General features: G+C 62.6%; 22 protein-coding genes. 7 read left to right on the top strand and 15 right to left on the bottom strand.

Annotated features, from left to right (window positions below):
* The 3 genes from NEZ08_RS08135 to NEZ08_RS08125 form a co-directional block, all read left to right on the top strand.
* Window positions 1–693: GlxA family transcriptional regulator (locus tag NEZ08_RS08135; protein WP_298106094.1), on the top strand; the 693-nt coding region annotated here is incomplete at its 5' end.
* A 27-nt stretch (window positions 694–720) separates the two neighbouring features.
* Window positions 721–1,167, top strand: a complete 447-nt coding sequence (locus NEZ08_RS08130) for an isoprenylcysteine carboxylmethyltransferase family protein (RefSeq protein ID WP_298106093.1) — start codon at window positions 721–723, stop codon at window positions 1,165–1,167.
* A 180-nt stretch (window positions 1,168–1,347) separates the two neighbouring features.
* Complete coding sequence (locus tag NEZ08_RS08125) at window positions 1,348–1,482, top strand: hypothetical protein (protein WP_298106092.1); 135 nt, start codon at window positions 1,348–1,350, stop codon at window positions 1,480–1,482.
* 34 nt (window positions 1,483–1,516) lie between these two features.
* Here NEZ08_RS08125 and NEZ08_RS08120 read toward each other — a convergent pair whose 3' ends face one another.
* The 4 genes from NEZ08_RS08120 to NEZ08_RS08105 all read right to left on the bottom strand — a co-directional run bounded on the left by NEZ08_RS08120 (window position 1,517) and on the right by NEZ08_RS08105 (window position 6,184).
* Entirely contained in the window at window positions 1,517–2,581 is a 1,065-nt protein-coding gene (locus NEZ08_RS08120) for a HoxN/HupN/NixA family nickel/cobalt transporter (protein WP_298106098.1), read from the bottom strand.
* A gap of 18 nt (window positions 2,582–2,599) precedes the next feature.
* Window positions 2,600–3,265: an epoxyqueuosine reductase QueH gene (locus NEZ08_RS08115; RefSeq protein ID WP_298106091.1), complete on the bottom strand. Its 666-nt coding sequence runs from the start codon at window positions 3,263–3,265 to the stop codon at window positions 2,600–2,602.
* Window positions 3,266–3,355: 90 nt separating this feature from the next.
* Window positions 3,356–5,170 (bottom strand): tetratricopeptide repeat protein, encoded by a 1,815-nt coding sequence (locus NEZ08_RS08110; RefSeq protein WP_298106090.1) that lies wholly within the window; start codon window positions 5,168–5,170, stop codon window positions 3,356–3,358.
* A 66-nt stretch (window positions 5,171–5,236) separates the two neighbouring features.
* Entirely contained in the window at window positions 5,237–6,184 is a 948-nt protein-coding gene (locus NEZ08_RS08105; RefSeq protein ID WP_298106089.1) for an alpha/beta hydrolase, read from the bottom strand.
* A gap of 196 nt (window positions 6,185–6,380) precedes the next feature.
* Here NEZ08_RS08105 and NEZ08_RS08100 point away from each other — a divergent pair, with 196 nt between their 5' ends.
* A complete protein-coding gene (locus NEZ08_RS08100) occupies window positions 6,381–7,343 on the top strand; it encodes a DUF2155 domain-containing protein (RefSeq protein WP_367278389.1) in 963 nt (320 codons plus the stop codon).
* A gap of 6 nt (window positions 7,344–7,349) precedes the next feature.
* Here NEZ08_RS08100 and aat read toward each other — a convergent pair whose 3' ends face one another.
* From aat to NEZ08_RS08050, 10 genes are all read right to left on the bottom strand, one after another.
* On the bottom strand, window positions 7,350–8,033 hold the full coding sequence (gene aat, locus NEZ08_RS08095; RefSeq protein WP_298106097.1) for a leucyl/phenylalanyl-tRNA--protein transferase: 684 nt from the start codon (window positions 8,031–8,033) through the stop codon (window positions 7,350–7,352).
* A gap of 59 nt (window positions 8,034–8,092) precedes the next feature.
* Entirely contained in the window at window positions 8,093–9,184 is a 1,092-nt protein-coding gene (locus NEZ08_RS08090) for a response regulator (protein WP_298106088.1), read from the bottom strand.
* Window positions 9,181–9,621: a response regulator gene (locus NEZ08_RS08085; protein ID WP_298106087.1), complete on the bottom strand. Its 441-nt coding sequence runs from the start codon at window positions 9,619–9,621 to the stop codon at window positions 9,181–9,183. Before NEZ08_RS08085 ends, NEZ08_RS08090 begins: the two co-directional genes overlap by 4 nt.
* Window positions 9,618–11,171 (bottom strand): ATP-binding protein, encoded by a 1,554-nt coding sequence (locus tag NEZ08_RS08080; protein WP_298106086.1) that lies wholly within the window; start codon window positions 11,169–11,171, stop codon window positions 9,618–9,620. The genes NEZ08_RS08085 and NEZ08_RS08080 overlap by 4 nt, the downstream gene beginning before the upstream one ends.
* Window positions 11,172–11,279: 108 nt before the next feature.
* Complete coding sequence (gene accC / locus NEZ08_RS08075) at window positions 11,280–12,629, bottom strand: acetyl-CoA carboxylase biotin carboxylase subunit (RefSeq protein WP_298106085.1); 1,350 nt, start codon at window positions 12,627–12,629, stop codon at window positions 11,280–11,282.
* Window positions 12,630–12,701: 72 nt separating this feature from the next.
* A complete protein-coding gene (gene accB, locus NEZ08_RS08070) occupies window positions 12,702–13,196 on the bottom strand; it encodes an acetyl-CoA carboxylase biotin carboxyl carrier protein (protein WP_298106084.1) in 495 nt (164 codons plus the stop codon).
* A gap of 77 nt (window positions 13,197–13,273) precedes the next feature.
* Window positions 13,274–13,735, bottom strand: coding sequence for a type II 3-dehydroquinate dehydratase (gene aroQ, locus NEZ08_RS08065; protein WP_298106083.1), 462 nt, complete (start codon window positions 13,733–13,735; stop codon window positions 13,274–13,276).
* Between the two features lie 262 nt (window positions 13,736–13,997).
* Window positions 13,998–14,789: a DUF1236 domain-containing protein gene (locus NEZ08_RS08060; RefSeq protein ID WP_298106082.1), complete on the bottom strand. Its 792-nt coding sequence runs from the start codon at window positions 14,787–14,789 to the stop codon at window positions 13,998–14,000.
* A gap of 203 nt (window positions 14,790–14,992) precedes the next feature.
* The gene (locus NEZ08_RS08055; RefSeq protein WP_298106080.1) at window positions 14,993–15,757 is read right to left on the bottom strand and encodes a DsbA family protein; all 765 of its coding nucleotides are present in this window, start codon (window positions 15,755–15,757) and stop codon (window positions 14,993–14,995) included.
* A gap of 37 nt (window positions 15,758–15,794) precedes the next feature.
* A complete protein-coding gene (locus tag NEZ08_RS08050; protein WP_298106078.1) occupies window positions 15,795–17,279 on the bottom strand; it encodes a M48 family metalloprotease in 1,485 nt (494 codons plus the stop codon).
* A 101-nt stretch (window positions 17,280–17,380) separates the two neighbouring features.
* Here NEZ08_RS08050 and NEZ08_RS08045 point away from each other — a divergent pair, with 101 nt between their 5' ends.
* Together NEZ08_RS08045 and NEZ08_RS08040 are read left to right on the top strand one after the other, a co-directional pair.
* Window positions 17,381–18,577 (top strand): aminotransferase class I/II-fold pyridoxal phosphate-dependent enzyme, encoded by a 1,197-nt coding sequence (locus NEZ08_RS08045; protein WP_298106076.1) that lies wholly within the window; start codon window positions 17,381–17,383, stop codon window positions 18,575–18,577.
* Between the two features lie 260 nt (window positions 18,578–18,837).
* A complete protein-coding gene (locus NEZ08_RS08040; RefSeq protein ID WP_298106074.1) occupies window positions 18,838–20,169 on the top strand; it encodes a dicarboxylate/amino acid:cation symporter in 1,332 nt (443 codons plus the stop codon).
* Between the two features lie 173 nt (window positions 20,170–20,342).
* On the opposite strand, the gene NEZ08_RS08035 is transcribed toward NEZ08_RS08040, so the two are convergent.
* Window positions 20,343–23,390 carry an Rne/Rng family ribonuclease gene (locus NEZ08_RS08035; RefSeq protein WP_298106072.1) on the bottom strand — a complete coding sequence of 1,016 codons (3,048 nt, stop codon included), beginning with the start codon at window positions 23,388–23,390 and terminating at the stop codon, window positions 20,343–20,345.
* Window positions 23,391–24,093: 703 nt separating this feature from the next.
* On the opposite strand from NEZ08_RS08035, the gene NEZ08_RS08030 reads away from it, so the two are divergent.
* Window positions 24,094–25,401 (top strand): N-acetylmuramoyl-L-alanine amidase, encoded by a 1,308-nt coding sequence (locus NEZ08_RS08030; RefSeq protein ID WP_298106071.1) that lies wholly within the window; start codon window positions 24,094–24,096, stop codon window positions 25,399–25,401.
* The last annotated feature ends 94 nt before the right edge of the window (window positions 25,402–25,495 follow it).

Genomic DNA, 25,495 nt, shown 5'->3' with positions numbered 1-25,495 from the left:
CGGTATCTGGCGTTTGTGCGTACGGCAGCCAAGCGCGGCGTTCGGATCGCCAGCGTCTGTTCGGGTGCTTACGTCATTGCGGAAGCGGGCCTGCTGGACGGACGCCGCGCCACCACCCACTGGCGGCGCACCCGGCATTTTCTCGCCACCTATCCAAAGGTGAAGCTGGAATCCGATCGCATCTTCGTGCGCGACGGCGATATCTGGACGTCCGCGGGCATCAGCGCCGGCATTGACCTGGCGCTGGCGATGGTTGCCGAGGATTTCGGTGAGGAGGTTTCGCGGCAGACGGCGCGGCAGCTTGTAGTCTACGCGCGGCGCAGCGGCGGCCAATCGCAGTTCTCCTCGCTGCTCGAGCTAAAGGCGCCGACCGGCCGCTTCGCGTCGCTCCTGACCTGGGCACGGGAAAACCTCGATGCTCCGCTGACGGTCGAACATCTGGCCGAGAAGGCCGGGATGAGCTCCCGGCATTTCACGCGCGCGTTTGTCGCCGAAACCGGCACCACGCCGTTCAAGGCGGTGGAGCGGTTGCGGCTGGAAGTGGCGCGCCAACAGGTGCAATCTTCAAGCGAGGCGATCGAGCGCGTGGCGCATTCGACCGGCTTTCGCGATCCCGAACGGATGCGCCGCGCCTTCATCCGCGCCTTCGGACAGCCGCCGCAATCGCTGAGGCGGGCGGCGCGGGCAAGCTGATTGTGGGCGCTCCAGGGAGGCATCGTCATGCTCAAGCTGCCGCCACCCGTCTGGGCGTTGATTTATGTTCTCCTCACGCTCGCAATCAGTCGGCAACTCGGCTGGCCGGAACTGCCGGGGTTGCCGCTGCCAGGGCTCGGCATCGCACTCGCGTTCATTCCGTGGGCGCTGCCTGTCTGGGCGGCCGTCATGTTTCATCGTGCAGGCACGGAGATCAATCCGGTCTCGCCGACCAACCGCGCGCTCGTCGTTGACGGGCCGTATCGATACACGCGCAATCCCATGTACCTGGGATTGGTGCTGGCGACGTTTGGCGTCGCAATCTGGGTCGGTGCATGGCCGATGTTTCTCGCGCCGCTTGCGCTTTTTGCGACCGTAAACTGGGTGCACATCCCTTTCGAGGAGGCCAAGATGCGCCGTCAGTTCGGTGCGACCTTCGATCAGTATCTGGCGCGGGTCCGGCGATGGGTTTGATTTATGCGTCGCGTCGGGATGCGCCGCGCGGCTGCGCATCCGGCGCACTTGGCCCGTAGCATGCTGCAGGCAGCGCAGACGCCCGTGGCATGCTGCGCTGCCGCGATCATTCTCGGTGCGGCCGGCGAAACAACTGTTCAGCATCTGCATTGACAGGACATGACCGCCTGGAGTGGCGTCATGAAACAGTTCCTGCTGTTTACGCTGTTGGGGCTGTCGTTTGTCTACGGGGTCGCGTCCATTACCGTCACGGTGCGGCGACACTTCGGAGTCCCGTCGATTCACACGGCAGCGCTGATCAAGGAAGTTCCCTAGAACTGCGATGGCCGCATGGGAACGTATTCTTCTGTCAATCGCCGCCGGGCGACAGGGTCTCCCTGACTCGGTCGAGGTCCTGGATCTTGTACACCAGCACCGAGATCAACCAGCCGGCTGCGAAGATCGCAATGATAAGATATCCGAGCAGGCCAAAGCTTCGGTTGAGTTGATCGATCAGGCTCCAGAAGCGCCCCTCCAGTTCCAGCTTGTCGGCGAGAAGCCCGAGCACTTCCAGTCCGCCGATCAAGAGCGCCACGACAATCGACATCAGCGTCATGGTGAGGTTGTAGTAGAGCTTTCTGACCGGGTTGACGAAGGCCCAGCCATAGGTCTGCACCATTAGCACTCCATCGGTGGTGTCGATCAGCGACATACCGGCCGTGAACAGCGCCGGAAAGATCAGTAACGACCAGATCGGGAGCCCTGCCGAGCCATGCGCGGCCGAAATTCCGAGCAACCCCACCTCGCTTGCCGTATCGAAACCGAGGCCGAACAGGAAGCCGAGGGGATACATGTGCCAGCTTCGGGTCATGAGATCGAAGACGGTGCGCAGCAGGCGCGACAACAATCCCCGCCGCGCGAGCAAATTGTGCAGCGCTTCCTCGGTGACCTGCTCGCCGCGCCGAAGCGCCGTGAAAGCACGGTAAACCGAGACCAGGATCAGCGCGTTGATCAGGGCGATGACGAGGAGGAAGCCTGCGGAAACGCCGGTTCCGATCGCGCCGCCGATCGACTTGAACCAGGCGAAGTTGGCTTGCAGAGCGCCGACCGACAGCGCCACCAGCAGCGACGCGATGATGACGATGGTCGAATGGCCGAGCGCGAAGAAGAAGCCTGCGGAGATCGGCCGTCTGCCCTCCTGCATCAGCTTGCGCGTCACATTATCGATCGCCGCGATATGGTCGGGATCCACCGCGTGACGAAGCCCGAAGGCGTAAGCGAGTGACGCCGTGCCGAGCAAAATCGGCTGATCGCGGAACTGCAGGAATGCCCAGAGCCACGCCAGCACGTTGGCCGCCACCAGAACGACGTAGAGCACAGCGGTCTTGACGTTCAGCGCGGCGGGCCGGTCGTCAAACAGTTCTGCAAGGGAGATGCGCAAAACAATAAAGCGTCAGTTGTCGCCGCCGCCGTGGCGATAAAATTGGGTCCCAAGGGCAATTGGCGGTCGGCCCTGGTTCCGGCGATGCTGGTTGGTGTCGCGCAGCGAATAGACGCAGCCGCAATATTCCTGCTGATAGAATTGTTCGCGCTTGCTGATCTCGATCATGCGCTGGGAGCCGCCGCCCTTGCGCCAGTTGAAATCCCAGTAGTTCAGTCCTTCGTAACGGCCGGCTGCGCGATGTCCGCAATCGTTGATCTGCGCCATGTTCTTCCAGCGCGAGATGCCGAGCGATGAGGTCATGACCGGAAAATCGTTCTCATGGGCGTAAAGCGCCGTGCGTTCGAAACGCATGTCGAAGCACATCGTGCAGCGTGCTCCGCGCTCGGGCTCCCATTCCATGCCCTTGGCGCGCGCAAACCAGTTTTCGGTGTCGTAATCGGCATCGACGAACGGCACGCCGTGCTTTTCGGCGAAGCGGATATTTTCATCCTTGCGCAACAAGTATTCGCGCTCGGGATGAATGTTCGGGTTGTAGAAGAAGATCGTGTAGTCGATCCCGGAAGCGAGCATTGCCTCCATGACCTCTCCCGAACAGGGCGCGCAGCAGGAGTGCAGCAGCACCCGTTTGTGTCCGCCGGGCGGCACGAGCTTTTGGCGTTCGTTCAGTTCAATCATGCGACGCGGATGCCTTTGTTGGCTGCCCAATCTCTCCGCACAATTTACTGGTCGGATTGCGGAAATGCCACCCCTCCCGGGGGCGCCCGGCTATCTGGCGGCTGCGAACCTGAGCAACTCTATCCGGACCTGGTCGAGCACCGGGGCGTAGTCGCGGGTTTCGTCCTGGCGGAACAGGCGAGCGGTCGGATACCAGGGGCTGTCGTCGCGATGAAGCAGCCAGCGATAGTCCGGCGTCCAGGGCAACAGGATCCAGGTCGGACATCCGAGCGCGCCGGCGAGATGGGCGACGCTGGTGTCGACGGTGATGACGAGATCGAGGCACTTCACCAAGGCAGCCGTGTCCGCGAAATCGGTGAGTTCTCTGGTCCAGTCGATGACCTTGCTGCTTGCGAGGTCGGCCCTGTCGTTTTCCCGAACATCTTTCTGAAGGCTGACGAAGACCGCGTCAGTTTCGAGAATGCGCGAGAGCATCCGCAGTGACATCGACCGGTTGTGATCGTTGCGGTGGGTTCGGCTGCCCGACCAGACGAGGCCGACCCTAACTCGGTCGTCCGGGCCAGGAACGCTTGCAAGGCGCGCGTTCCAGGCCTGAACGCGTTTTGGGTGCGGCGGCGGCAGGTAAGAGATCTCGGCTGGAATGTTATCGAGGCGCGTATTGAAGGCGAGCGGCAAGCTGCCGATCGGGCAGTGCATGTCGAAGGCGGGCAGGGGGTCGGAGAAGGCGACACACTGCGAGACGCCCGGAAACCCGGCCAGCAGCGCGACCAGCGGACGCTCTATGGCAAGGATGACCCGCGCGCCGCGTGCTGCCAGCATCGGCACATAGCGCACGAATTGGATGGTGTCGCCCAGTCCTTCATCGACATGGACGAGCAGGGTCTTGCCCGCAACGGATTGCTGGCCAAGCCACATCGGCTGGCTGAATTGCGGGTAGGGCGCGGCATCGGGAATCCTCCAGCGCGCTTCGCGCCCGGACCAGCCGGCCTCGAGATCGCCGAGCAGCATCTGCAGGAGCGACAGATTCCAGTCTGTGGTGGCGTTGTTCAGACGCCGGGCGCGGATCTCGTCATAGAGCGCGAACGCCTCGTCGAAGCGCTGCAACTGCTGCAGGATGTTGGCCTTGTTGTTGAGGATTTCGATCGAGTCCGGCAACCGCTGCAGGGCGCGATCGAACCAGGCGAGCGCGTCTTCCTCCTTGCCGAGCGATTGCAGGCAGGCGCCGATATTGTTGTGGGTGTCGGGATTATTTGGCGCAAGCGTGTTGGCGCGCAGATTGTCCGAAAGCGCGGCATCGAATTTCCGCAAAGCAAGCAGCGCGCGGGCGCGCGCCTGCAAGGTCGGGGCATGGTTCGGTAGCAGTTCATCGCAGATATTGAGGCAAGTGAGCGCCTCTTCGTGCCGCGCGGCGTCATGAAGCAGGACGCCGCTTTTGTAGGCCGCATCCTGGTTGCTGGCATCGAGCTTCAGCACATGCTGGAAACTCAAGAGCGCGTGGTCGTAGCGCCGCAGTTCCAGCAGTGCATCGCCCATCGCTTTCCATAAGGCCGCATCATCCGGCTTGAGCTGCACGGCCTTGTCGAAGGCCTTCAGCGCTTCGTCGGGCCGGCCTTGCCGCGACAGCGTCGCCCCGAGGCTTGCAAGATAGTCGGCCCTTGGCGCTTGGGCGATGGCGCGCGCGATCCACTCCAGCGCGTGATCATATTGCCCGGCTGTAAACGCGATCAGGCCCATCAGGTGCAGGGCGGGCGCGTGGTTGGGATTTTCCGCCAGCAAGCTCTGGCAACAGAGCTGAGCCTCCAGCGTGTGCCCCGCCTGCAAGGCGCGATGACCGGCCTCGCATTGTGCGGCGGCGTCGAGCGCATCGGTTTTCGATTTCTGGGCCCGGCGTTCTCTGCGGTTCATCGGCACATGTTCCGGGTGGACGGTGCCTTAACCTCTAGATGATTCGTCCGGTCGATTGACGCTGCATTATTTCAACGCCTGCAGCCAGGCACCCATGTCGCGTGCCGCGACGTTGGCCTGATCGAGCAGCTTGCCCATGGTGAAGAAGCCGTGGAACTGGCCCGGGAAAGTGCGGTAGGTCACCGCGACGCCAGCCTGGTCGAGCCGCCTGGCATATTCCTCCCCTTCATCGCGCAAGGGATCGGCGCCGGCGGTGAGCACGTAAGCGGGCGGCAGGCCCGCCAGCGTTTCGAGCCGGGCGGGCGAAGCGCGCCAGTCGTCGGCATCGGCCGCAACGTTCAGATAATGATCGCGAAACCAGCGGATCACGGTATGGGTGAGCAGGATGCTGGTTTCCGGCTCGCGGTGCGACGGATGCGTCATCGCAAAATCGGTGGCTGGATAGACCAGCACCTGTCCCGCAATCGAGGGGCTCTTGCTCTCGCGTGCGGCGATCGCGACCACCGCTGCCAGGTTGCCGCCGGCGCTGTCGCCGCCGACGCAGAGCCGCCCAGCATCGATGCCAAGCTCTGGCGCGTGATCGGCGATCCACGCCGTCGCAGCGATCGCGTCGTCGACGGCGGCGGGGAATTTGTACTCGGGGGCGCGTCGGTAATCGACGGATATGACGATGAGCTGGCCCTCGTCGGCGAGTTTCCGGCACACCACATCATGCGTGTCGAGATCGCCAATCACCCAGCCGCCGCCATGAAAGAAGACCAGGCTCGGCGCGAGGCCGTTTGATTGCCGCAGTGTCATCGGCGTGTAGATTCGCGCCGGGATGATGCCTTTGGCAGCGTGGATCGCCAGCGGTGCGACCGATTTCAGGAGAGGCGGCTCCGGATTGGTGACGAAGCGGGCCTGCCGGTAGTATTCGCGCGCTTCTGCCGGCGTCAGCGTCTCGTAGGCCGGCCTGCCTGCCTCCTGGAAGGCCTTGAACACCAGGGCCGCGTCGGGATCGAGGGTGACAGGCATGATGCGGGAACCTCTGGAAAGCGACCTTATAACGTGAACTATTCCATTCGCGGCTCGACCTGGCCAGTCCCGCGCCAGGCCGGACGCGGCTGAAAGCCGCCCTTTCCCCGCCTTATTCGACGTGTTAACCGAACCCGTTACGTGCGGCGGTCGCTTTTTCGTGCGACCCGCCCGATTCGCTTGTAAAATCTGCGAGATGATCCGAACTCTTCTGCTGACCGGTTTTGCGGCCATTGTCGCCGTCGCCACCATCTCGCTTGCGCCTGCGCACGCGCAGATCGGGAATATCTTTTCCGATCAGCCGCGACCGCCGGGCAGCGTGCCCCGTGGCCAGCAGCAGCCCGTACCCGACGACGAAGAGGAAGTGCCGGAATTGCCGCGCGGCCGTCTGTTGCCGACGCGGCCCCTGCCGGGACAGGGCGTGCCGCCGCCGGGAGCCGTGACGTCGCAGCCATTGGCTCCTCCGCCGGGGACGGCCATGGCGCCGCCAAACCAGCGGCCCGGCACCGTTCCGCCACCGCCCGGTCAAGGCGTTGCGACCGCGCCGCCCGGCGCCAACGTTCCGCCGGGACAGCATCCGCCGCAGAATGGCGCCCCGCCAGCTCCCGCCTCGCTCCAGCCCGGCGATGAAGTGGTGACCGAGTTGCCAGCGCAGAAGATCGTCAACAAGAAGGCGAGCTTTTCGGGCCTCGACAAGATCACCGGCCGCGTCATCAATTTCGATGAAGATATCGGCGAGACCGTCCAGTTCGGTGCGCTACGCGTGAAGACCGATGCCTGCTACACGCGCCCGGCGACGGAGGCCGCCAACACCGATGCCTTTGTCGAGGTCGATGAGATTACCCTGCAGGGCGAGGTGAAGCGGATCTTTTCAGGATGGATGTTTGCCGCAAGCCCCGGCCTGCATGGCGTCGAGCATCCGATCTACGACGTCTGGCTGACCAACTGCAAGGAGCCCGACACGACCGTCGCCAACGTGCAGACCGATGCGGCGCCGCCGCCGGCCAAGCCGGCGCCCGCACCCGCACCGAGGAAGCCGGCGCCCCGACAGGCGCAACAGACGCGGCCGGCGCCGCCGCAGTACCAGCAGCAGCAAGAGCCGCCTCCGCCGCCACAGCGGCAGGAGTCCGGCGGCCTGTTCGGTATTTTCCGGCAATAAAAGGCGTTAGCTTCGCGCGGCGATGATTTCCAGCGCGCGCGCGCCGCTCAGCGGCGGATCGGCCGGCAGCCTGTTGAAGTCCGCATTTCCTTCGAGCGCCTTTTCGAGTAGCGCGATGTAGCGGCGGCGCGGGATTTCGATCGCACCGAACTGGCGCAGGTGTTCGGTCACATACTGCGTGTCGAGCAGCTCGAACCCGCCGGCAATGAGGCGGGCGACCAGATGCACGAGCGCCACCTTCGAGGCGTCGCGGGCGCGGTGAAACATGCTTTCGCCGAAGAAGGCGCGGCCGAGATTGACGCCGTAAAGGCCGCCGACCAGATCGTCACCCTGCCATACCTCGACGCTGTGGGCGTGGCCCAGGTCGTGCAGCCCGAGATAGAGATCGCGGATGCGCTGGTTGATCCAGGTGTCGTTGCGGCCCGGCTGCGGCGCGGCGCAGCCGGCGATCACGGCCTTGAAGGCGCGGTCCACGGTCACCGTGAACGCGTCCGAGCGGACGGTGCGCGCCAGGCGCGAAGCGATGCGAAAGCCGCCGAGCGGGATCACGCCGCGCATTTCCGGCTCGACCCAGAAAAGACTTGGATCGTCGGCGCTCTCGGCCATCGGGAAAATCCCGCAGGCATAGGCCCGCAGCAGCACTTCGGGGGTGATTTCGGAGCCCGTACCGGATGCGTCGCGCGAGGTCATGGCCTGACGATAGCAGGCGAGACGAGTGGCCCGCAAAGCCAATGTCCGTGAAACAGATACTAGCTCGCGGCCTTGAGGCTCGGCTTCGCCGGGCTCTTGGCCGTGCGGGGAAAGCACAGCACGATCCGGGTGCCCTTATGGTCGGGGTCGCGCTCGACCGTTGCAGCAAGCTTGGCAGCCATTGCAGCGACGATCCGTTGTCCCATGCCGGTCGAGCGGGGATCGGTCCTGGCATTGAGGCCGACCCCGTTGTCGGCAATCGACAGCACGAGTTCGTCGTCGTGCGCGACCAGATCGACGTGGATCGGGCCGGCGCCGTCGGGATAGGCGTATTTCACCGCATTCATCACCAGTTCGTTGACGATGATGCCGATCGCGACAGCCCGGTCGGGATCGATTTCGATCGGTGCCGCCTTCAGTGTCAGCCGCGACATCTTGTTGCCCTCGGCCGACCGCCGGAGATCCTCGAGCAGGGCGTCGAGATATTGATTGAGCAACACGCTTTTCAGGTCATGCGATGTGTAAAGCCGGCGATGGACCTGCGCTACCGCGGCGACACGACCCATGGCATTGGTGAGCGCGGCCTTGACGTCATCTTCGACGGCCGAGCTTGCCTGCAAGTGGAGCAGCGAGGCGATGATCTGCAAGCTGTTGCCAACCCGGTGATTGACCTCGCGCAGCAGCACTTCGCGTTCGGCAGCGAGCGCAGCAAAACGGTCACGGGCGGCATGCACTTCGGCTTCGGCCTCGTCGCGGGCCTTTTGCAGTCGCGCCTGCCTGAACGCGCCTTCCACCGCGACGTGAAGCAGGGGAATGAAGTCGCCCTGCACGTCCTTGACCAGGTAGTCGGCGGCGCCGGCCTTCAGCGCCGTGACCGCGATCTTGGAATCCTGGGCCGCTGTGACAAATACAACCGGCGGCGCATTCGGAATGGCCAGAATCCGCTCCAGCGTCTCCAGCCCGTCGAGACCCGGCATGTATTGATCGAGTGCAACGACGTCGATGCCGCCTTGCGCGAGGCGTTTCAGTCCCTCGTCGCCGTTTTCGGCATGGACGACCTTCAGCCCGAGCCGCGTCAGGCCGCGGTCGACGAGGCGCGCGAGTGCCTTGTCATCGTCGATGTAAAGGAGTGTCGGCGTCTCAGCGTTCATGTGGCGGCAGGGGGCACCTGAATGACCGAGAAGAACAGGCCGAGCTGGCGAATGGCGTTGGCGAAGCTTTCGTAGTTGACGGGCTTGGTGATGTAGACGTTGCAGCCGAGTTCATAGCAACGCTTGATCTCCTGGGAATCGTCGGTCGTGGTCAGCACCACGACCGGGGTGGACTTGAGGTGCTTGTTCTCCTTCACGCGCTGCAGGATCTCGATCCCGCCCATATCGGGAAGATTGAGGTCGAGCAGGATCAGGAGCGCGTCTCCCTTGCGTTCCAGGCCGGAACCGTCGTTTCCAAACAGGTAACGTAAGGCTGCTGTGCCGCTTGTAAACGGCACGATTTCGTTATTGACACCGGATCGCCTGATGTTGCGCTCGATCAGACGGGCGTGACCCTCGTCATCCTCGATCATGATGATGGTGACCGCTGCGCTCATGGCTCCCTGTTCCGTCTGTTGGCGTTCCAGTTGATGGGAAGGGTTACTGTGAAGGTGCTTCCTTGATCAAGTTCCGATGTGACCGACATGGTTCCGCCAAGCCGTCGCACCAGGGCGCGGACATGGGCAAGGCCGATTCCCTGGCCTGGCTTGTCCTGTGGACCTGCGCGCCGAAAAAGGTCGAAAATGCGCTGGTGATCCTTCGGATCGATGCCGCGGCCGTTGTCGCTGATCTCGAAGATTGCATAGCCGAGTTTGGTGCGCGCCCGTATGAAGATCTTTCCGGGAACACCTGGTTTGAGGTATTTCAGTGCGTTGTCGATCAGGTTGGAGAATATCTGCTCCAGCGCGAGGCGGTCGCTGGTAATCTCGGGGAGCGGTTCGATATGGATCTCAGCCTGTCCCTCCGCCGCCTGATGAGCGACCGTGGTAACGATTGCCTCGATCAGCTCGCGCGTGTCGATCCGGACCGGTCGAAATTCGCGCCGTCCCTCCCGGGTGAGGCTGAGGATGGCTGAGATCAGCCGATCCATTTTTGCGATCGACGATTTGATAAATTCGAGCGCTTCGGAAAAATACGCGAGCCGTTGCTGGTCTTCGGCATCCAGCGTCGGCTCCGTGTCCCTTGCCGCCGCGGGCAAGGCCGGGTTTTGCGACGCGGCAGCATGAAGCGCGGCGATCCGTTTAAATATCTCGTTACGCAGTTCCTCAAGCTCGCTGGTAAAACCCATGATGTTGACCAGCGGCGAGCGCAGGTCGTGGCTGACGATGTAGGCGAAGCGTTGAATCTCGTTGTTGGCCTCGCGCAGGTCGGCGGTGCGCTCGTCCACCGTGGCTTCGAGGTTGAGATTCGCATCGCGTAGCTGTGCCTCGGCCTGGTCCCGGGCGCGGATCGACCGCCGCACAAGAAATATGGAGATGCAGGCGAGGAGCACGACGAGACCGGAGCCCGCGACGGTTACGATGGAGGCAAAGCGCTCGGTGCGGTCTGCGGTTTGGGTGCGCTGCGCGAACAGCCGCTCTTCCTCTGCCCGCATCCGGCTGGCGACATCGTTGATGCGTTCCGTCGCCCGGCCCGAATCGGATGAGCGCAACAGCTCGATGCCCCCGGCCGTGTCGTGCCGCTGGGCAAATCCGATGGCTTTTGCGAACTCGTCAAGGCGGGCCTCAACTGGCGTCCGCAGCTCACTGGCGTTGGCGATCTGGACCCGGTTGTCGCCGGACAGCTGGATCAGCTTGTCGATATCCGAACGCACATTGGCCGCTGCGGCCAGGTATTCGTCGAGAAAACGCTGTTCGTCGGTGAGAAGGTAGCCGCGCGCAGCACTTTCAGTCGTCCGAATGCGCAGCCGCAAGGTCGAGATTTGGTTTTCGACCTCAACCGTATGCACGACCCAGTCGTTGTCTTCGCGGGCGCGATCGACAAGGATGACCGACAATGCGCTGATCCCGACCAGCACCAGGAATCCTGCCGCGAGCAGCAGGATTTGCCCAAGCGAGCCGCGCCGTTTCGTGCCGGTCGTTTGAATTTTTGCGCTGGAAAAGATCAAGATATCCTGAGGAAACCTCGACCGACCGCCACGTGCAAGGCAATTTTGAGCCGCCTTCTGGTTCCAGGAACGGAACTTTTCGGTCACATCTGCCGAAAACCGCCAGTGTCAGCTTGCCGATTGGCCGGCGAGATACTGCTCCAGCCAGTGGATATGGTAATCGCCGTCGATAATGTCGGTCTCCCGCACAAGTGCCCGAAACAGGGGGAGCGTGGTTTCAATGCCGTCGACCACCATTTCGTCGAGGGCGCGCCGCAGCCGCATCAGACACTCGGTACGGGTCTTGCCGTGCACGATCAACTTGCCGACCAGCGAGTCGTAGTAAGGCGGGATCACATATCCCTGGTACACGGCGGAATCGATCCGCACTCCAAGGCCGCCCGGCGGATGATATTGCAGGATCTTGCCGGGAGACGGGCGGAAGGTGACGGGGTTTTCGGCGTTGACGCGGCATTCGATGGCATGGCCGTTGATCATCACCTCGTCTTGCGTCGCCGGCAGGTCGCCACCCGCGGCGATCCGGATCTGCTCCAGCACGAGGTCGATGCCGGTGATCATTTCAGTAACGGGATGCTCGACCTGGATGCGCGTATTCATCTCTATGAAATAGAACTCGCCGTCCTCGTAGAGGAACTCCACCGTGCCGACGCCGAGATATTTCATCTCCTGCATTGCTTTCGCGACGGTAGCGCCGATCTTGGCACGTGCGGCGGCGTCGAGCGCGGGCGAGGGCCCTTCTTCCCAGACCTTTTGATGCCGCCGTTGCAGCGAGCAGTCGCGCTCGCCGAGATGGATGGCGCCGCCGCGGCCATCGCCCAGCACCTGGATTTCGATATGGCGCGGCTTCTGGAGATATTTCTCGAGATAGACGGAAGCATCGCCGAAGGCGGATCTCGCTTCGTTCGCGGCCGTCGACAGCGCAAGTGCGAGGTCCTGAGCCGTCTGGGCGACTTTCATGCCCCGGCCACCGCCGCCTGCCGCCGCTTTCACCAGCACCGGAAAGCCGATTTGTTGCGCAATCGCCATCGCTTCGTCGCCGACGCCGACCGCGCCGTCGGAACCCGGCACCACGGGAATGCCGAGCCGTTTGGCGGTTTTCTTGGCCTCGATCTTGTCGCCCATCAGGCGGATATGCTCGGCCTTGGGTCCGATGAAATGCAGATTGTGGTCGGCGAGGATTTCGGCAAAGCGGGCGTTTTCCGACAGGAAGCCGTAGCCCGGATGCACGGCGTCAGCGCCGGTGATTTCACAGGCCGCGAGCAGCGCCGGAATGTTGAGGTAGCTGTCCTTTGACGGCGGAGGGCCGATGCAGACGCTCTCATCCGCCAGGCGGACATGCATTGCATCGGCGTCGGCCGTGGAATGCACCGCGACCGATGCAATGCCAAGCTCCTTGCACGCCCGCAGGATGCGCAGTGCGATTTCGCCGCGATTGGCTATCAGGATCTTGTCAAACATGGTGTCCTTCGGGGGCGAATGGCGGGCAGGGAGTCGCGAGTACACTCCTGGCTATTCGCTATTCACCAATCGCTATTCAATGATCACCAGCGGCTCGCCAAATTCCACGGGCTGGCCATCCTCGACAAGAATTTGCGTGACGGTGCCGGCCCGCGGCGAAGGAATCTGATTCATCGTTTTCATGGCCTCGATGATCAGCAGCGTCTGTCCGACCGACACTTTGGCGCCCACTTCGATGAAGGGCTTTGCGCCGGGTTCGGACGCCCAATAGGCCGTGCCGACCATCGGCGATGGGACGGCGCCGGGATGCTTGCTAAAGTCGGTCGTTGCGGCGGCTGTGGGGATCGGCGCTGGTGCAGCCATTGGTGCATGTGTTGCATATGGTGCTCCCGCAGGCATTGAGGTGGCGATGCTGAAATTGCGCGCCACGCGCACCCGCAGGCCTGCGCGTTCGATCTCGATTTCAGTCAGGCTGGTTTCGTCCAGCAGCAAAGCGAGTTCGCGAATGAGCGCTCCGTCGCTGGTTGCAAATCTTTCGGCTGCTTTATCGTCCGGCTGGCGCGCCATGATTTCGATCCGAAGGTTCTCTTTGTCGTGACTTAAGGGATCCAGGGTAGCGAACGTCAATTCCAGTCTACCTGGCGTCAGGACGTGGCCCGGACGCCAAGCTTGGCCGCGAGGCCGATGATTGCAAGGCGGTACCCGTCAACGCCGAAGCCCGCAAGGGCAGCGAAGGCCGCCTTGGCGGTAAAAGAGTGATGACGGAAGCTCTCGCGGGCATGAATATTACTGACATGCACTTCGACCGCCGGAACCTTCACCGCGAGCAGCGCGTCGTGAAGGGCGATCGATGTATGCGAATATCCGCCGGGATTGATGACGATGCCAGCGGCCTTTTTGGCATGGGCTTCGTGAATGAAGTCGATCAGTTCACCTTCCCGGTTCGACTGCCGGCAATCGGCCTTCCAGCCGTATCTGGCGGCCGTATCCGCGCAAAGTTTCTCGACGTCTGTCAGCGTGGCACGCCCATAGGTTTCCGGTTCGCGGGTTCCGAGGAGATTCAGGTTCGGGCCATTGAGCACGTAGATCGTTTCGATGTCGGCCATCCCGGTCCTGGCAATACGATTGATGTCGCGCGGTTATAGGTAACTAAGGGGCGGGAGGGAAGCCTTAAGCCCGGGTCGCAGGACTCCCAAATGCCTCATCCATCTGGTGAAAAACCCTCCAAGAATCGGCAGAAACTATTGATTAACCATGAATCAAGGGCGGGCCTCCTGGGGCCCTGTTGCAGCCGTAGGCATTCGTTTTGGTAAGAAAAGGGCGGGTCGCAAGGACCCGCCCCGGATTCGCGAAGTCCTTGGCTCAAGATCAGGCCGGAAGCACGTCCACAATCTCGAGGGTCCGCGGATCCACCACCACGATTTCGTCGCGAACGAGGAAGTACTCATATCCTCGCCATTCCGGATAGATCGTTGCGATCTCGGCCGGCAATGGATGGAAGCCGATGCCGCCCGGCACGCGGGTGCCGACGGAAACCGGGAAGTTGACGTTGTTCACGGGCGCCACGTGCTGGCCGTGGATGATCGACGTGATCTTGGTGCGTTGCTCGGATGAGAGCTTGGCGCCAGCACCAGCCTGGCCGGTCGTTACCCCGCCGCGGTTGCCTTGGGCCGTCGCATTGCCGTTCGCACCTTGTGCATTCATATTGCCGTTGCGGCCTTCAGCTTTCATGTTGCCGTTATGCTGCTGACCTTCGGCCTTCATGTTGCCGTTACGTTCGTTGCGTTCCTCGGCCTTCTTGCTGGTCGCGCCTTTTTCTTCATTCTGCGAGCTCATGCCCTTCGAACGGTCGCTCTTGTTTTCTTGCGAGGATTTCTCACCAGCAGATTTTTCGCTCGCCGCGCTCTGGCCGACGGTGCGCTTTTCGGCGCCTTTCGTTTCTCGTTGGGCGCTGCGACTGGTCGAAGACCCTTTTTGCTCATGCTCGGCCTGCTGGCTGGATTTCATGCCCGCCGAACTTTCATGGCCCGCGCCGGTGGAAGGTGACGCACCTTGGTGCATGCCCGCGCCGCCGGCGGTGCCGCCTTCACGGCCCATATTGGTTTGTGCATAAGCGAAGCCGCTGCCGGCAATGAGCGCGGCGGCGGCCGCAGTAATCATCCAACGATTACTCATCAAATTCCTCCTCACGAAGTTTGCACTGCCCGCCCGACAACGAAAGGAGATTGGGTGATGTTCCGGGGTTTCGCCGGTTCCCTCGCTTTTGTTTGATGAATGCGTGATGAACCGCAGCGCCGCGAAATCTCCAAAGAAAAGGCCGGCGGAAAACGCCGGCCTTTTCTATCGAAGCGTCGATCGGTGCCTCAGCAGGTCGCTTTGCCGCAGCGCGCAAGCGCGATCTTTTCCTTCAGGCCATCGAGTCCGATGGCGCCAACAATCACTTGTTTTCCGATCACGTAACTTGGCGTTCCGTTCATGCCCATCGACTCGGCAAGCTTGAAGTTTTCCTCGATGGTGGCGCGCGCCTCAGGACCTGCCATATCCTTTTCGATGCGGGCCATATCGAGGCCGGCGTCCTTCGCAGCAGCAAGCGCGCGAGCCTTGTCGGCCGGTCCGCGACCGCCGAGCAGCCTTTGGTGGAAGTCGAGATATTTGGCGCCGGAATCCTGCATCCGCACGGCGACGGCGACTTTCGCAGCTTCCACCGAACCCTGGCTCAGCACCGGAAATTCCTTGAGCACCACCTTGAGCTTCGGATCGGTCTTCAAGAGATCGAGCATGTCAGCCATAGCGCGCTTGCAGTAGCCGCAGTTGTAATCGAAGAATTCGACGAAGGTGACGTCGCCGTTCTTGTTGCCGAGGGTGACGTTACGCGGCGAATTGAAGATCGCTTGGGCGTTTTCGGTCACGCTCGCTTCGTGTTTCTCGGCTTCGGCGGCGGCCTGTCGTTTGTTCAACTCCGCCATGGCATCTTCCAGCACCTCGGGATGGGTGATGAGGTAATTCTTGATGATGGACTCGATCGCATCGCGCTGGCCTTCCGAGAAGGTTTGCGCCGAGGCAACCGGCGGCGCTGTGACGATCGCCAGCGCGAATAAAGCGGGGGAGAGCAGGCGAAGCGGCGACATCGGTCATTCCTTTTGAACGGGTTTTTCTTCAAGCGGGTTATTGGATGTTCTGCGGACCGGCCTCGGAATCCTGGTGGTCGGTTCGATCCTGGGGGCCTACGTGAAACTGAAACCGCGACGAGTTGTCCTTCTTTCCAGTCGGCTTTGCTGCGACGATATCGTCAGCCTTGACCCAGCCGGGGGTGCCGACGGCAAAGCGGGTCTTTGCCCGGGTGGCAAGCTCTCGCGCGGTCTTGTTGTCGCCGCGCAAAAAAGCTGCCTGCGCCGATGCGAGATCGGCCTCGGCAAAGTCACCCTTTCGCCCGTAGGCCATGGCCAGTTCGGTGTAGGCGAGCGGCTGCTCGGTTTCGCGCACCGTGGCGTTGCGCAAGATCGAAATAGCCTCATCAGTATAGGCCTTGTTGTCGGTTGCCACGAGCGCCTGACCAAGTAAAATCTCGATGAGCGGCGCCTTGTCGGAAAGAGCCACCGCTTTGCGCAGCGGCGCCAATGCTTCCGAAGGCCGGCCGCCCTCGGTCAGGGCCTGGCCTTTGAGTTCGTAGAAATACGGGTTGTTGGGTTCGGCCTGGATCAGCGAATCGATCTGGCTGACCGCACTGTTCAGATCGCCATGGAGATAGGTCGAGATCGCGCGCGCATAGCGGGCGGGCAAGCTGGTATTCGACAGCGGATAGCGCCGGTAAACCGTCTCCGGCCGTTCCAGAAATCCGGAAATCTTGGCGCGCATCATGTCGTGACGAAACTGCAGCGCGGGCGGGTCTTTCTTGTCCCAATAGGGACTGGTGCGCGCGATCTCCTCCAGCGCCGCGACGCGCTCGGCCGGCATCGGGTGCGACATGTAATACGGGTCGGCTCCGTGGGAGGAAAACAGGCTCTCGTTGCTGAGGCGCTTGAAGGTCTCGTACATGCCCTTGGCGGATTGACCGGTCGCGGTGAGGAATTTGACCCCCGCGCGGTCGGCCGATTCTTCCTGCGTGCGCTGATAGGCGAGCAGGTTGCGCATGATCATGTTCTGCGGCCCGCTGATCGCCGCCGCGCCGACATCGGCAAGGCCGATATTGCCGTTCGACATGCTTCGCGAGCCCGCCGCGAGCGCACCGGCGCCGAGCAGCATCGCGATAATCATCTGCGTCTGCGCCGTGGCCAGCTGTTCGCGCATTCGCGCCAGATGTCCGCCGGCAAGATGGCCGGTTTCGTGCGCGAGCACGCCGATGATCTGGTTCGGGGTCTTCGATTCCAGCAGTGCGCCGTGATTCACGAAAATGCGGTGACCGTCGGCGACGAAGGCGTTGAACTGCGGCTGGTTGATAATTGTGACCTGAATGTTCTGTCTTTCGAGGCCCGCCGCGCGCAGGATCGGCTTTGCATAATCGCGCAAGAGATTTTCCGTCTCGGTATCGCGCAGGATCGCCAGTTTTTGTTCCTGGGCCAGCGCCGCCACGGGGGCAGCAAGCAGGGCGATCGCGGTGGCGAAGGCCGTGATTTTCGTCGTGATCCGGCAGGGAGCGAATGTGAGCGGCATCAGCGGTCTTTAGTGATTGGCGGCGGGTCCGATACGCGATATGCCCTACCAATCCGCCGATTAAGGCTTGTCTGGGGCACACCTCGAAATAGCAGATATCGATGCCTGAAGCGATACTTGGAGACCGCACCGAAGACCTGTTGACGGCAGCGTCGGGACGCAGCGACGTCCCGCCGTTCATGGTGATGGATGTGATGGCGGCCGCAAGCCGGATCGAAGCGGGCGGAGGCCACGTCATCCATATGGAAGTCGGCCAGCCGGCAGCATCGGCGCCGAAAACCGCGATATTGGCGGCCCATGCGGCGCTGGACGCCGGCCGCATCGATTACACTTCCGCGCTTGGAACCCCAAGCCTGCGCAAGCGGATCGCCCGCCATTACCGCGAGAGTTACGGCGTTACCGTCGATTCGGCGCGAATCGTTGTCACTACCGGTTCCTCCGGCGGCTTCATTCTGGCCTTTCTCGCCATGTTCGAACCAGGCGACCGGGTCGCGGTGACGATTCCCGGCTACCCCCCTTATCGGCATATTCTCACCGCGCTCGGATGCGAGCCGGTGCTGATCGAGACGTCAAGCGAGACGCGCCATGCCCTGACGGGCGAGGTCTTGCTTGCTGCGCATCGAAGGGCGCCGCTCAAGGGAGTCTTGATTGGCAGTCCGGCCAATCCGACCGGAACCATGATGTCGCGGGAGGCGCTGAGCGGCCTGATTTCGGCTGCCGAAAGCGCGGGCATCCGATTCATTTCCGATGAAATCTATCACGGGCTGGATTACGCCTTTCCAGCTGTAACCGCGGCCGAGCTCTCGACCAGGGCGCTGGTCATCAATTCCTTCTCAAAATATTTTTGCATGACCGGCTGGCGCGTCGGCTGGATGGTGGTACCCGAGCCGCTGGTGCGGCCGATCGAGCGGCTCCAGCAGAACCTCGCCATTTCGGTGCCGACGTTATCCCAGATCGCGGCCGAGGCGGCGTTCGACGGCGGCGCTGAAATGGAAGAAATCAAGCGCGGCTATCTGGAAAACCGACGTATCCTGATCGAGGGACTGCCGCGCGCCGGTCTCACCAAATTCCTCCCCGCAGACGGCGCTTTCTATCTGTACGCGGACGTGTCGGACTTCACCTCCGACAGTTTGAAGTTCGCTGCCGAGATGCTGGAGAAGGCTCGCGTCGCAGCGACGCCCGGCGTCGATTTCGATCCGGTTCACGGCCGGCAGTTCATCCGCTTTTCCTACGCGCGCTCGGCCGAGGAAATGCGCGAGGCGGTGGAGCGCATCGCGCGCTGGTTGAATGGACGCTGAAGCATGATCCGGAGAAGTGTGTAGCGAATTCCGAAAAAATCATGCGCGATGAAAGAGCTAAAGCGCGACGGCGATTCAACCCAGTCTCATCGCGCTTTAGCGGCCACGGGGTGCGGCTTCGGCCCTGACGACCTTTCGAAGACCTCGCGGCGGCATTGAAAGGCCGCAGACGCCACACCGGCTAAAATGCGCGGGCGCCATTGACTCGGCGGGCGCAATAGATTTTCGCTTCCAGAAGGCAGAGGAGGGGAATGAGTTCGATGGCGTCAACGACAGTAACCGCACCCGCCCAAGTACGCGCGGCGAAACCCTGGTATCGGATTCTTTATATCCAGGTGCTGATCGCCATCGTGCTGGGCGCGCTTGTCGGCTGGAAGTTTCAGGAGTTCGCGACCAGCGAATGGGTCAAGGCGCTCGGCGACGGTTTCATCAAGCTGATCAAGATGGTGATCGCGCCGATCATCTTCTGCACCGTGGTATCCGGCATTGCGCACATTCAGGATGCCAGGAAGGTGGGCCGCATCGGCATCAAGGCGCTGGTCTATTTCGAGATCGTCTCGACATTTGCACTTCTCATCGGGCTTGTGATCGGAAACCTGGTGAAGCCCGGCGCGGGTTTTGGCAGCGTGGCGGCCAATGCGCAGGCGGTCGAGAAATTCGCGCAGCAGGCGCAGCATCAAAAGAGCGTCGATTTCCTGCTGCACATCATCCCGGACACGGTGGTCGGCGCGTTTGCCAGCGGCGAGATTTTGCAGGTTCTCCTGTTTTCGATCCTGTTCGGCTTTTCGTTGATGGCACTCGGCGAGCGCGGCCACACCTTGCGCTCCTTCATCGACGATGCGGCACACGCCGTTTTCGGCGTGATTTCGATCGTGATGCGGGCGGCACCCGTCGGCGCGTTCGGTGCGATGGCCTATACCGTCGGCAAGTTCGGCACCGGCGCCATTGTCAACCTGCTGGGCCTTATCGCTACGTTCTACGTCACGGCGGCGCTGTTCGTGATCGTTGTGCTCGGCATCATCGCACGGATGTTGGGTTTTTCGATCTTTAAGTTCCTTGCCTATATCAAGGACGAACTTCTGATCGTGCTCGGCACGTCCTCATCGGAAAGCGCGCTCCCGTCCTTGATGGAAAAACTCGAGCGGCTCGGCTGTTCGAAGTCGGTGGTGGGCCTCGTGGTGCCGACCGGCTATTCGTTCAATCTCGACGGCACCAACATCTACATGACGCTGGCGACCTTGTTCATCGCGCAGGCGCTCGGTTACGATCTGACGCTCGGCCAGCAGATCACTATCCTCGTGGTTGCGATGCTGACATCCAAGGGCGCTTCCGGGATCACCGGCGCCGGCTTCATCACGCTCGCCGCCACACTCGCCGTGGTCGACCCGCGCCTCGTGCCGGGGATGGCGATCGTGCTCGGCATCGACAAGTTCATGAGCGAGTGCCGCGCGCTGACCAACCTGTGCGGCAACGGCGTTGCCTGCATTGTTGTGTCGTGGTGGGAGGGGGAGCTTGACCACGCGACGCTGCATGCGAGGTTGAACCAGCAGATCGATCCCAGCGACGTCGAGACGGCGATCACGACCGGGTAGACTAAAGCCTCGGCTTCTTGACGCGGGTTCTGAATTTTTGTTTTGACGCGACTTCTTTGCGCCGACCGGTATCCGCGTCGCTCGAAAGAGGCTCAGGCTCGCGCCGGAGTTCGGACAACAGAAAACCGCCCGGATTCGCCGGGCGGTGTTCTTCATCGTGAAACCGCGGAAGTCTAACCTCCGCCGAAGCGCCGGGACCACCATCCCGCACGTCTCGGCGGCGGTTCCGTCGTTACCTCGGGAGCTGCCGCCTCGGCTGGTGTGTCGGCGCCGACCGACGGTTCGGGCTGCTGAGGCACGGCCGTGTCCGGCTCGGACGGCCCGTGGCTCGAAAAGCTTACCTTTTCACGCACGGTCGATCGCCGTCTGACGCCCTTGTCGGACTCTGCTGCGTGCGTCTCGGACTCGGGCGGGGGAGATGCCGGCTGTTGCACGGCGGCCGGCTCTTCGAAAGCGGGCGCTTCATATTCGGTCGCGGTCGTCGAGGGCTGCGAGGTCACCTCGTCGAAATCGGCCACCGCGTTTTCCACTTCCGGGGCCTGCACGGGACCGAGCTCGTCGGCGATCGATCCGGCAAGACCTTCTTCCGCTCCACCGCGCCGGCGGCGACCGCCGCGGCGGCCGCGGCGGCGCGGCCGCCGCTCACCGCCGCCGGCCTGATCGGAGCGGGGCTGACTTGCCTGTTCGCCGGTTTCATCTTCGTCGGTCTCGTCTTCGTCGCCGGCGTCGGCTTCAGCCGGTGCGACGGATTCCTGGGCGAAAGCGTTTTCCTCACGCGGCATTCCACCTTCACGGGCTTCGCCGTTGCCGCCGCGGCCACGCCGGCGCCGCCGCCGTCGCCGTCGCGGCCCCTCGCTCGTCGTTTCGCCGTTCTCCGCCGCTTCGGCGGAGAGACCCTCGGTCTCCTCAGTTTCCACTTCCGATTCCGTCTCGACGTCGAACGGCTCTTCTTCCTCGTCGAAGGCTTCTTCGGTCAGTGCAGGCGATGCCGCGGCTTGCGTGGCAAGCAGTGCCTTGGCCGCCTCCAGCGTGTGCACCTGTTCGCCGCGATCGATGATGTAAGACTGCTGTCCGCTCACGGTCGGGTCGGCGATCACGGAAAGGCTGACCTTGAACGAGTTCTCGAGATCGCGCAGGTGGCCGCGCTTGTGATTGAGGACGTACAGCGCCACATCGGTCCGGGTGCGCACCACCAGATTGTGGGTCGCGCCCTTCATCAGCACTTCCTCCAGGCCGCGCAGCAGTTGCAGCGCCACCGATGACACCGAGCGAACGTGGCCGCTGCCGCCGCATTGCGGGCAAGGTTCGGTCGAGCTTTCGAGCACACTGGCGCGGATGCGCTGGCGCGACATTTCCAACAGGCCGAAATGCGAGATGCGTCCGACCTGGATGCGCGCCCGGTCCTGCCTCAGGCAGTCGGACAGCTTGCGTTCGACCGCGCGGTTGTTGCGCTTCTCGTCCATGTCGATGAAGTCGATCACGATCAGCCCGGCGAGGTCGCGCAAGCGGAGCTGTCGGGCGACTTCCTCGGCCGCTTCGAGATTGGTCTTGAGCGCGGTGTCCTCGATATGGTGCTCTCGCGTCGAGCGGCCGGAGTTGACGTCGATCGAGACCAGTGCCTCGGTCTGGTTGATGACGATGTATCCGCCTGATCGCAGCTGCACGGTCGGCGAAAACATCGCGTCGAGCTGGCTTTCAACGCCCATGCGCGAGAACAGCGGCTGACCATCGCGGTATTGCTTCACCGCGCGCACGTTGGAGGGCATCAGCATTTTCATGAAGTCGCGCGCTTCGTGGTAGCCGGCTTCGCCCGCAACCAGAATTTCGTCGATTTCCTTGTTGTAGAGGTCGCGCAGCGAACGCTTGATCAGCGAGCCTTCCTCGTAGACCAGCGTTGGCGCCTGGGACTTCAGCGTCAGGTCGCGCACCGTCTCCCACATCCGGATGAGGTATTCGAAATCGCGCTTGATCTCCGGCTTGGTCCGGGAGGCGCCGGCCGTGCGTAGGATGATGCCCATGCCCTCCGGCACATCGAGATCCTGCACGACCTCTTTCAGCCGCGAACGGTCCTGCGCCGACGTGATCTTGCGGCTGATGCCGCCGCCGCGAGCGGTGTTGGGCATCAGCACGGCGTAGCGGCCGGCGAGCGACAGGTAGGTGGTCAGCGCTGCGCCCTTGCTGCCGCGTTCTTCCTTGACGACCTGCACCAGCATGACCTGGCGGCGCTTGATGACTTCTTGGATCTTGTATTGTCGGCGCGGACGGAACGGCCGTTCCGGAACTTCTTCCAGCACGTCGTCACCGCCGACGGATTCGACAACTTCCTCGATCTCACCGGAGTCGTCTTCCTCGGCACCCGCTTCGCCACCGTCGGCGACCGCGTGTACCTCGTCAACGGAGGCGGCATGCTCGGCATGAGAAAAGTCGTCATGAGCGGCGTGTTCGGTTTCCGTTTCCTCGGTCCCGGGCGCATCGGCATGATCGAGATGCGCATCGTCTTCGTGAGCGCCATCCTCGGCGGTCTCGCGCAAGGCCTCGGAAATATCCACGGCTGCGGGCTGCTGCTCGGCGGTCGGCTCTAGCGCTTGTGCCGACAAAGCGGCAGCGGGCTCCACCTCATCATTGGCATGAGCGTGACCGGCTTCATGGCCATGATCGTCGTCATGGCCCGGGTGGTCGTGTTCATCGTGGTAAGACGCCGCTTCTTCGTGAAATTCGGGGTGTTCGGCCTCGTCGTGGTGCTCGTCGCCGGCGTGGTCGTCATGATGATGTTCCTCGGCGTGGGCATCATGCAGTTCTTCCGGCAACGCCTCGGTATGCGGCTCGACGATTCCACTCTGAATGCGCTCGCCGTGACCGCGCCGGCGCGAACTGCGATGGCGCGAACGGCGGCGGCTGGAGCGATTTTCGGACTCTTCCTCCGCCTCGCGGTGGGCGCGCTCGTCGGCTTCGATGAGCGCCTGACGATCGGCGACCGGGATCTGGTAATAGTCGGGATGGATTTCGCTGAAGGCCAGGAAGCCGTGGCGGTTGCCGCCGTATTCAATGAAGGCCGCTTGCAGGGACGGTTCGACCCGTGTGACCTTGGCCAGATAGATGTTGCCGCGCAGTTGTTTGCGTTGCGCGGTCTCGAAATCAAATTCTTCGACGCGATTGCCGCGGACCACGACGACCCGGGTCTCCTCCGGGTGGGTGGCATCGATAAGCATCTTGTTGGGCATTTTGGAACTCTTGACGGCGGCGGGCGCGCAGGGCGGCGCGCGCAACTTGCGCGGCCGGGTGACGCGACGGTCCACCTGATTCGGGGGTGAGGGGAAGGCCGAAACGCCAATCGGCGCGTCCTACCGAACAGGTTTCCCGGGACGGCCCACGTCCTGCGTGGCTTGCGCCCCGCATCAGCGGTATTTGTCCCTGGAGTGCCGGCAACACAGTCTGGCGCATTAAGCGTCGGCCCGTCTGAGTAAATCTTTGGCGGCGAAAATGCCGCTTTGTCGGTCGCTGAAGGCTCAGGCCGATAAAGCCCAAGCGCGCGCTTCCATCCTCTATCGGGACCATTGGGTCCGATAATCGGTCACGTCGAATCTCGAACCGTCCCGGGAACAAGCTGGTGACCTGGGAGCGGACACCGCCCGTGCTTGAAACCGTCGCCCCAGTCGGCCGCGCGGCTCGCGCTGGCTCCAGAAGCGCCCGGAAAGACGCCGGAATCTCTTTGCTGGAGCTTCCTGCGCTGCACCGGATGGCTGAACGCGACACAACCGTGAATTTTGGCCGTCAGCAACACATACATACGTGGATCGGCCGTTCCCCGCAAGGGAGGCGTCGCCTAGCGGTCACATCTGCTTCTTTTCGGTGGCGAAAACCGTAAGGCCTGATTAACCCTGCGGTCCTATTGCGGTAAGAAAGCCGCTCGGAGGCACGGATTCGTTGGCGAACCGCGCAAATCACCCTGGACTGGCAGGTTTTGCGATATTGTGCGCCGCAGCATTTCTGTGGCCGCTGACTGCCCGAGTCGCTGCGGTCGAAACCCAGCCGCCGAAACCTGCCGCCTCCGCCCATTTTCCCACCGCCTCCGGCGCGCGCTTGGCCGGTGACGAGAAGCAGACCCGTTTCATTCTCGATCTTGACCAGTCGATTCCGGTCCGGGCGTTTGCCCTTGCCGATCCCTATCGGGTGGTCGTGGACATTCCGCAGGTTACGTTTCAGCTTCCATCGGGGATCGGCGCCGCGGGTCGAGGACTGATCAAGGCTTTCCGCTACGGCCTTGTGATGCCGGGCGGCTCACGTATTGTTTTTGACTTAACGGGACCCGCCAAGATTTCCAACGCTTCGGTTCTGGCGGCAGCCAACGGCCAGCCGCCGCGGCTTGTGCTGGAACTGGAAGCCGTTGACCGGGCCGCCTTCGTCCAGTCGCTGGCACCTGCAAGCCGCCCCGAACTCAGGCCAGCGATTGCCGAGCCCCATGAGGCGCCGGCAGCGGCGGTCCCGGCGAAGCTGGACGAGCCGGCTGCGCCGCCTTCACCCCCGGATAAGCGCCCGGTCGTCGTGATCGATCCCGGTCACGGCGGCCCTGACAATGGAACGCAATGGGATGGCGTCAGTGAAAAGACGCTGGTGCTGGCTTTTGCGCTCGCGCTGCGCGACCGAATCGAGCAAAGCGGCAAGTATCACGTCGTGATGACGCGTACCGACGATACGTTCATCCCGCTCGACGATCGAGTGAAGTTTGCGCGCGGCCAGTCGGCTTCGCTGTTCGTCTCCATTCACGCCGACTCTTTGCCGCGCCGCGAGGGCGATGCACAAGGAGCCTCGATCTATACCTTGTCCGATCGCGCGTCAGACGCGGAGGCCGAAAAGCTGGCCGAAGCCGAGAACAAGGCCGACGCAATTGGCGGCGTCAACCTGACCGAAGAACCCACGGACGTCGCCGATATCCTGATCGATCTTGCCCAGCGCGAAACCCGCACCTTCTCCAATCGCTTCGCGCGTCTCTTGATGGGGGAGATGAAGAGCGTGACCAGAATGCACAAGAACCCGCTCAAGTCGGCCGGCTTCCGCGTGCTCAAGGCGCCGGACGTGCCATCGGTTCTGGTCGAACTCGGCTATGTCTCCAACAAGGACGACCTTGAGCATCTGCAGTCCGATAGTTGGCGCAATCGAACGGTGGGGTCGGTGGCGCACGCCATCGATATGTTCTTCGCCAAGCGATTGGCGACAGCCGGCAATGGGAACTGAGGTGAACCGCAAGACTAATCAGGCCGGATTGGTGAAGCCACAGGCCCTAGTTTGGCCACAGCGACCGCCTTATAAAACGGCGCGAAGCCTCAAG

The organism is Bradyrhizobium sp. (assembly GCF_027451485.1).
GTDB lineage: Bacteria > Pseudomonadota > Alphaproteobacteria > Rhizobiales > Xanthobacteraceae > Bradyrhizobium.
This window is presented reverse-complemented; position numbering and strand designations above follow the sequence as displayed.

Bases quoted from the DNA above. Each gene is read 5' to 3' on its own strand.
- NEZ08_RS08085 (WP_298106087.1), bottom strand. From the start codon at position 9,621: ATGAGCGCAGCGGTCACCATCATCATGATCGAGGATGACGAGGGTCAC.
- NEZ08_RS08090 (WP_298106088.1), bottom strand. From the start codon at position 9,184: ATGAACGCTGAGACGCCGACACTCCTTTACATCGACGATGACAAGGCA.
- NEZ08_RS08100 (WP_367278389.1), top strand. From the start codon at position 6,381: ATGATCCGAACTCTTCTGCTGACCGGTTTTGCGGCCATTGTCGCCGTC.
- aroQ (WP_298106083.1), bottom strand. From the start codon at position 13,735: ATGGCCGACATCGAAACGATCTACGTGCTCAATGGCCCGAACCTGAAT.
- NEZ08_RS08040 (WP_298106074.1), top strand. From the start codon at position 18,838: ATGGCGTCAACGACAGTAACCGCACCCGCCCAAGTACGCGCGGCGAAA.
- NEZ08_RS08105 (WP_298106089.1), bottom strand. From the start codon at position 6,184: ATGCCTGTCACCCTCGATCCCGACGCGGCCCTGGTGTTCAAGGCCTTC.
- accC (WP_298106085.1), bottom strand. From the start codon at position 12,629: ATGTTTGACAAGATCCTGATAGCCAATCGCGGCGAAATCGCACTGCGC.
- accB (WP_298106084.1), bottom strand. From the start codon at position 13,196: ATGGCGCGCCAGCCGGACGATAAAGCAGCCGAAAGATTTGCAACCAGC.
- aat (WP_298106097.1), bottom strand. From the start codon at position 8,033: ATGACCTCGCGCGACGCATCCGGTACGGGCTCCGAAATCACCCCCGAA.
- NEZ08_RS08110 (WP_298106090.1), bottom strand. From the start codon at position 5,170: ATGAACCGCAGAGAACGCCGGGCCCAGAAATCGAAAACCGATGCGCTC.
- NEZ08_RS08125 (WP_298106092.1), top strand. From the start codon at position 1,348: ATGAAACAGTTCCTGCTGTTTACGCTGTTGGGGCTGTCGTTTGTCTAC.
- NEZ08_RS08060 (WP_298106082.1), bottom strand. From the start codon at position 14,789: ATGATTACTGCGGCCGCCGCCGCGCTCATTGCCGGCAGCGGCTTCGCT.
- NEZ08_RS08045 (WP_298106076.1), top strand. From the start codon at position 17,381: ATGCCTGAAGCGATACTTGGAGACCGCACCGAAGACCTGTTGACGGCA.
- NEZ08_RS08115 (WP_298106091.1), bottom strand. From the start codon at position 3,265: ATGATTGAACTGAACGAACGCCAAAAGCTCGTGCCGCCCGGCGGACAC.
- NEZ08_RS08035 (WP_298106072.1), bottom strand. From the start codon at position 23,390: ATGCCCAACAAGATGCTTATCGATGCCACCCACCCGGAGGAGACCCGG.
- NEZ08_RS08050 (WP_298106078.1), bottom strand. From the start codon at position 17,279: ATGCCGCTCACATTCGCTCCCTGCCGGATCACGACGAAAATCACGGCC.
- NEZ08_RS08130 (WP_298106093.1), top strand. From the start codon at position 721: ATGCTCAAGCTGCCGCCACCCGTCTGGGCGTTGATTTATGTTCTCCTC.
- NEZ08_RS08055 (WP_298106080.1), bottom strand. From the start codon at position 15,757: ATGTCGCCGCTTCGCCTGCTCTCCCCCGCTTTATTCGCGCTGGCGATC.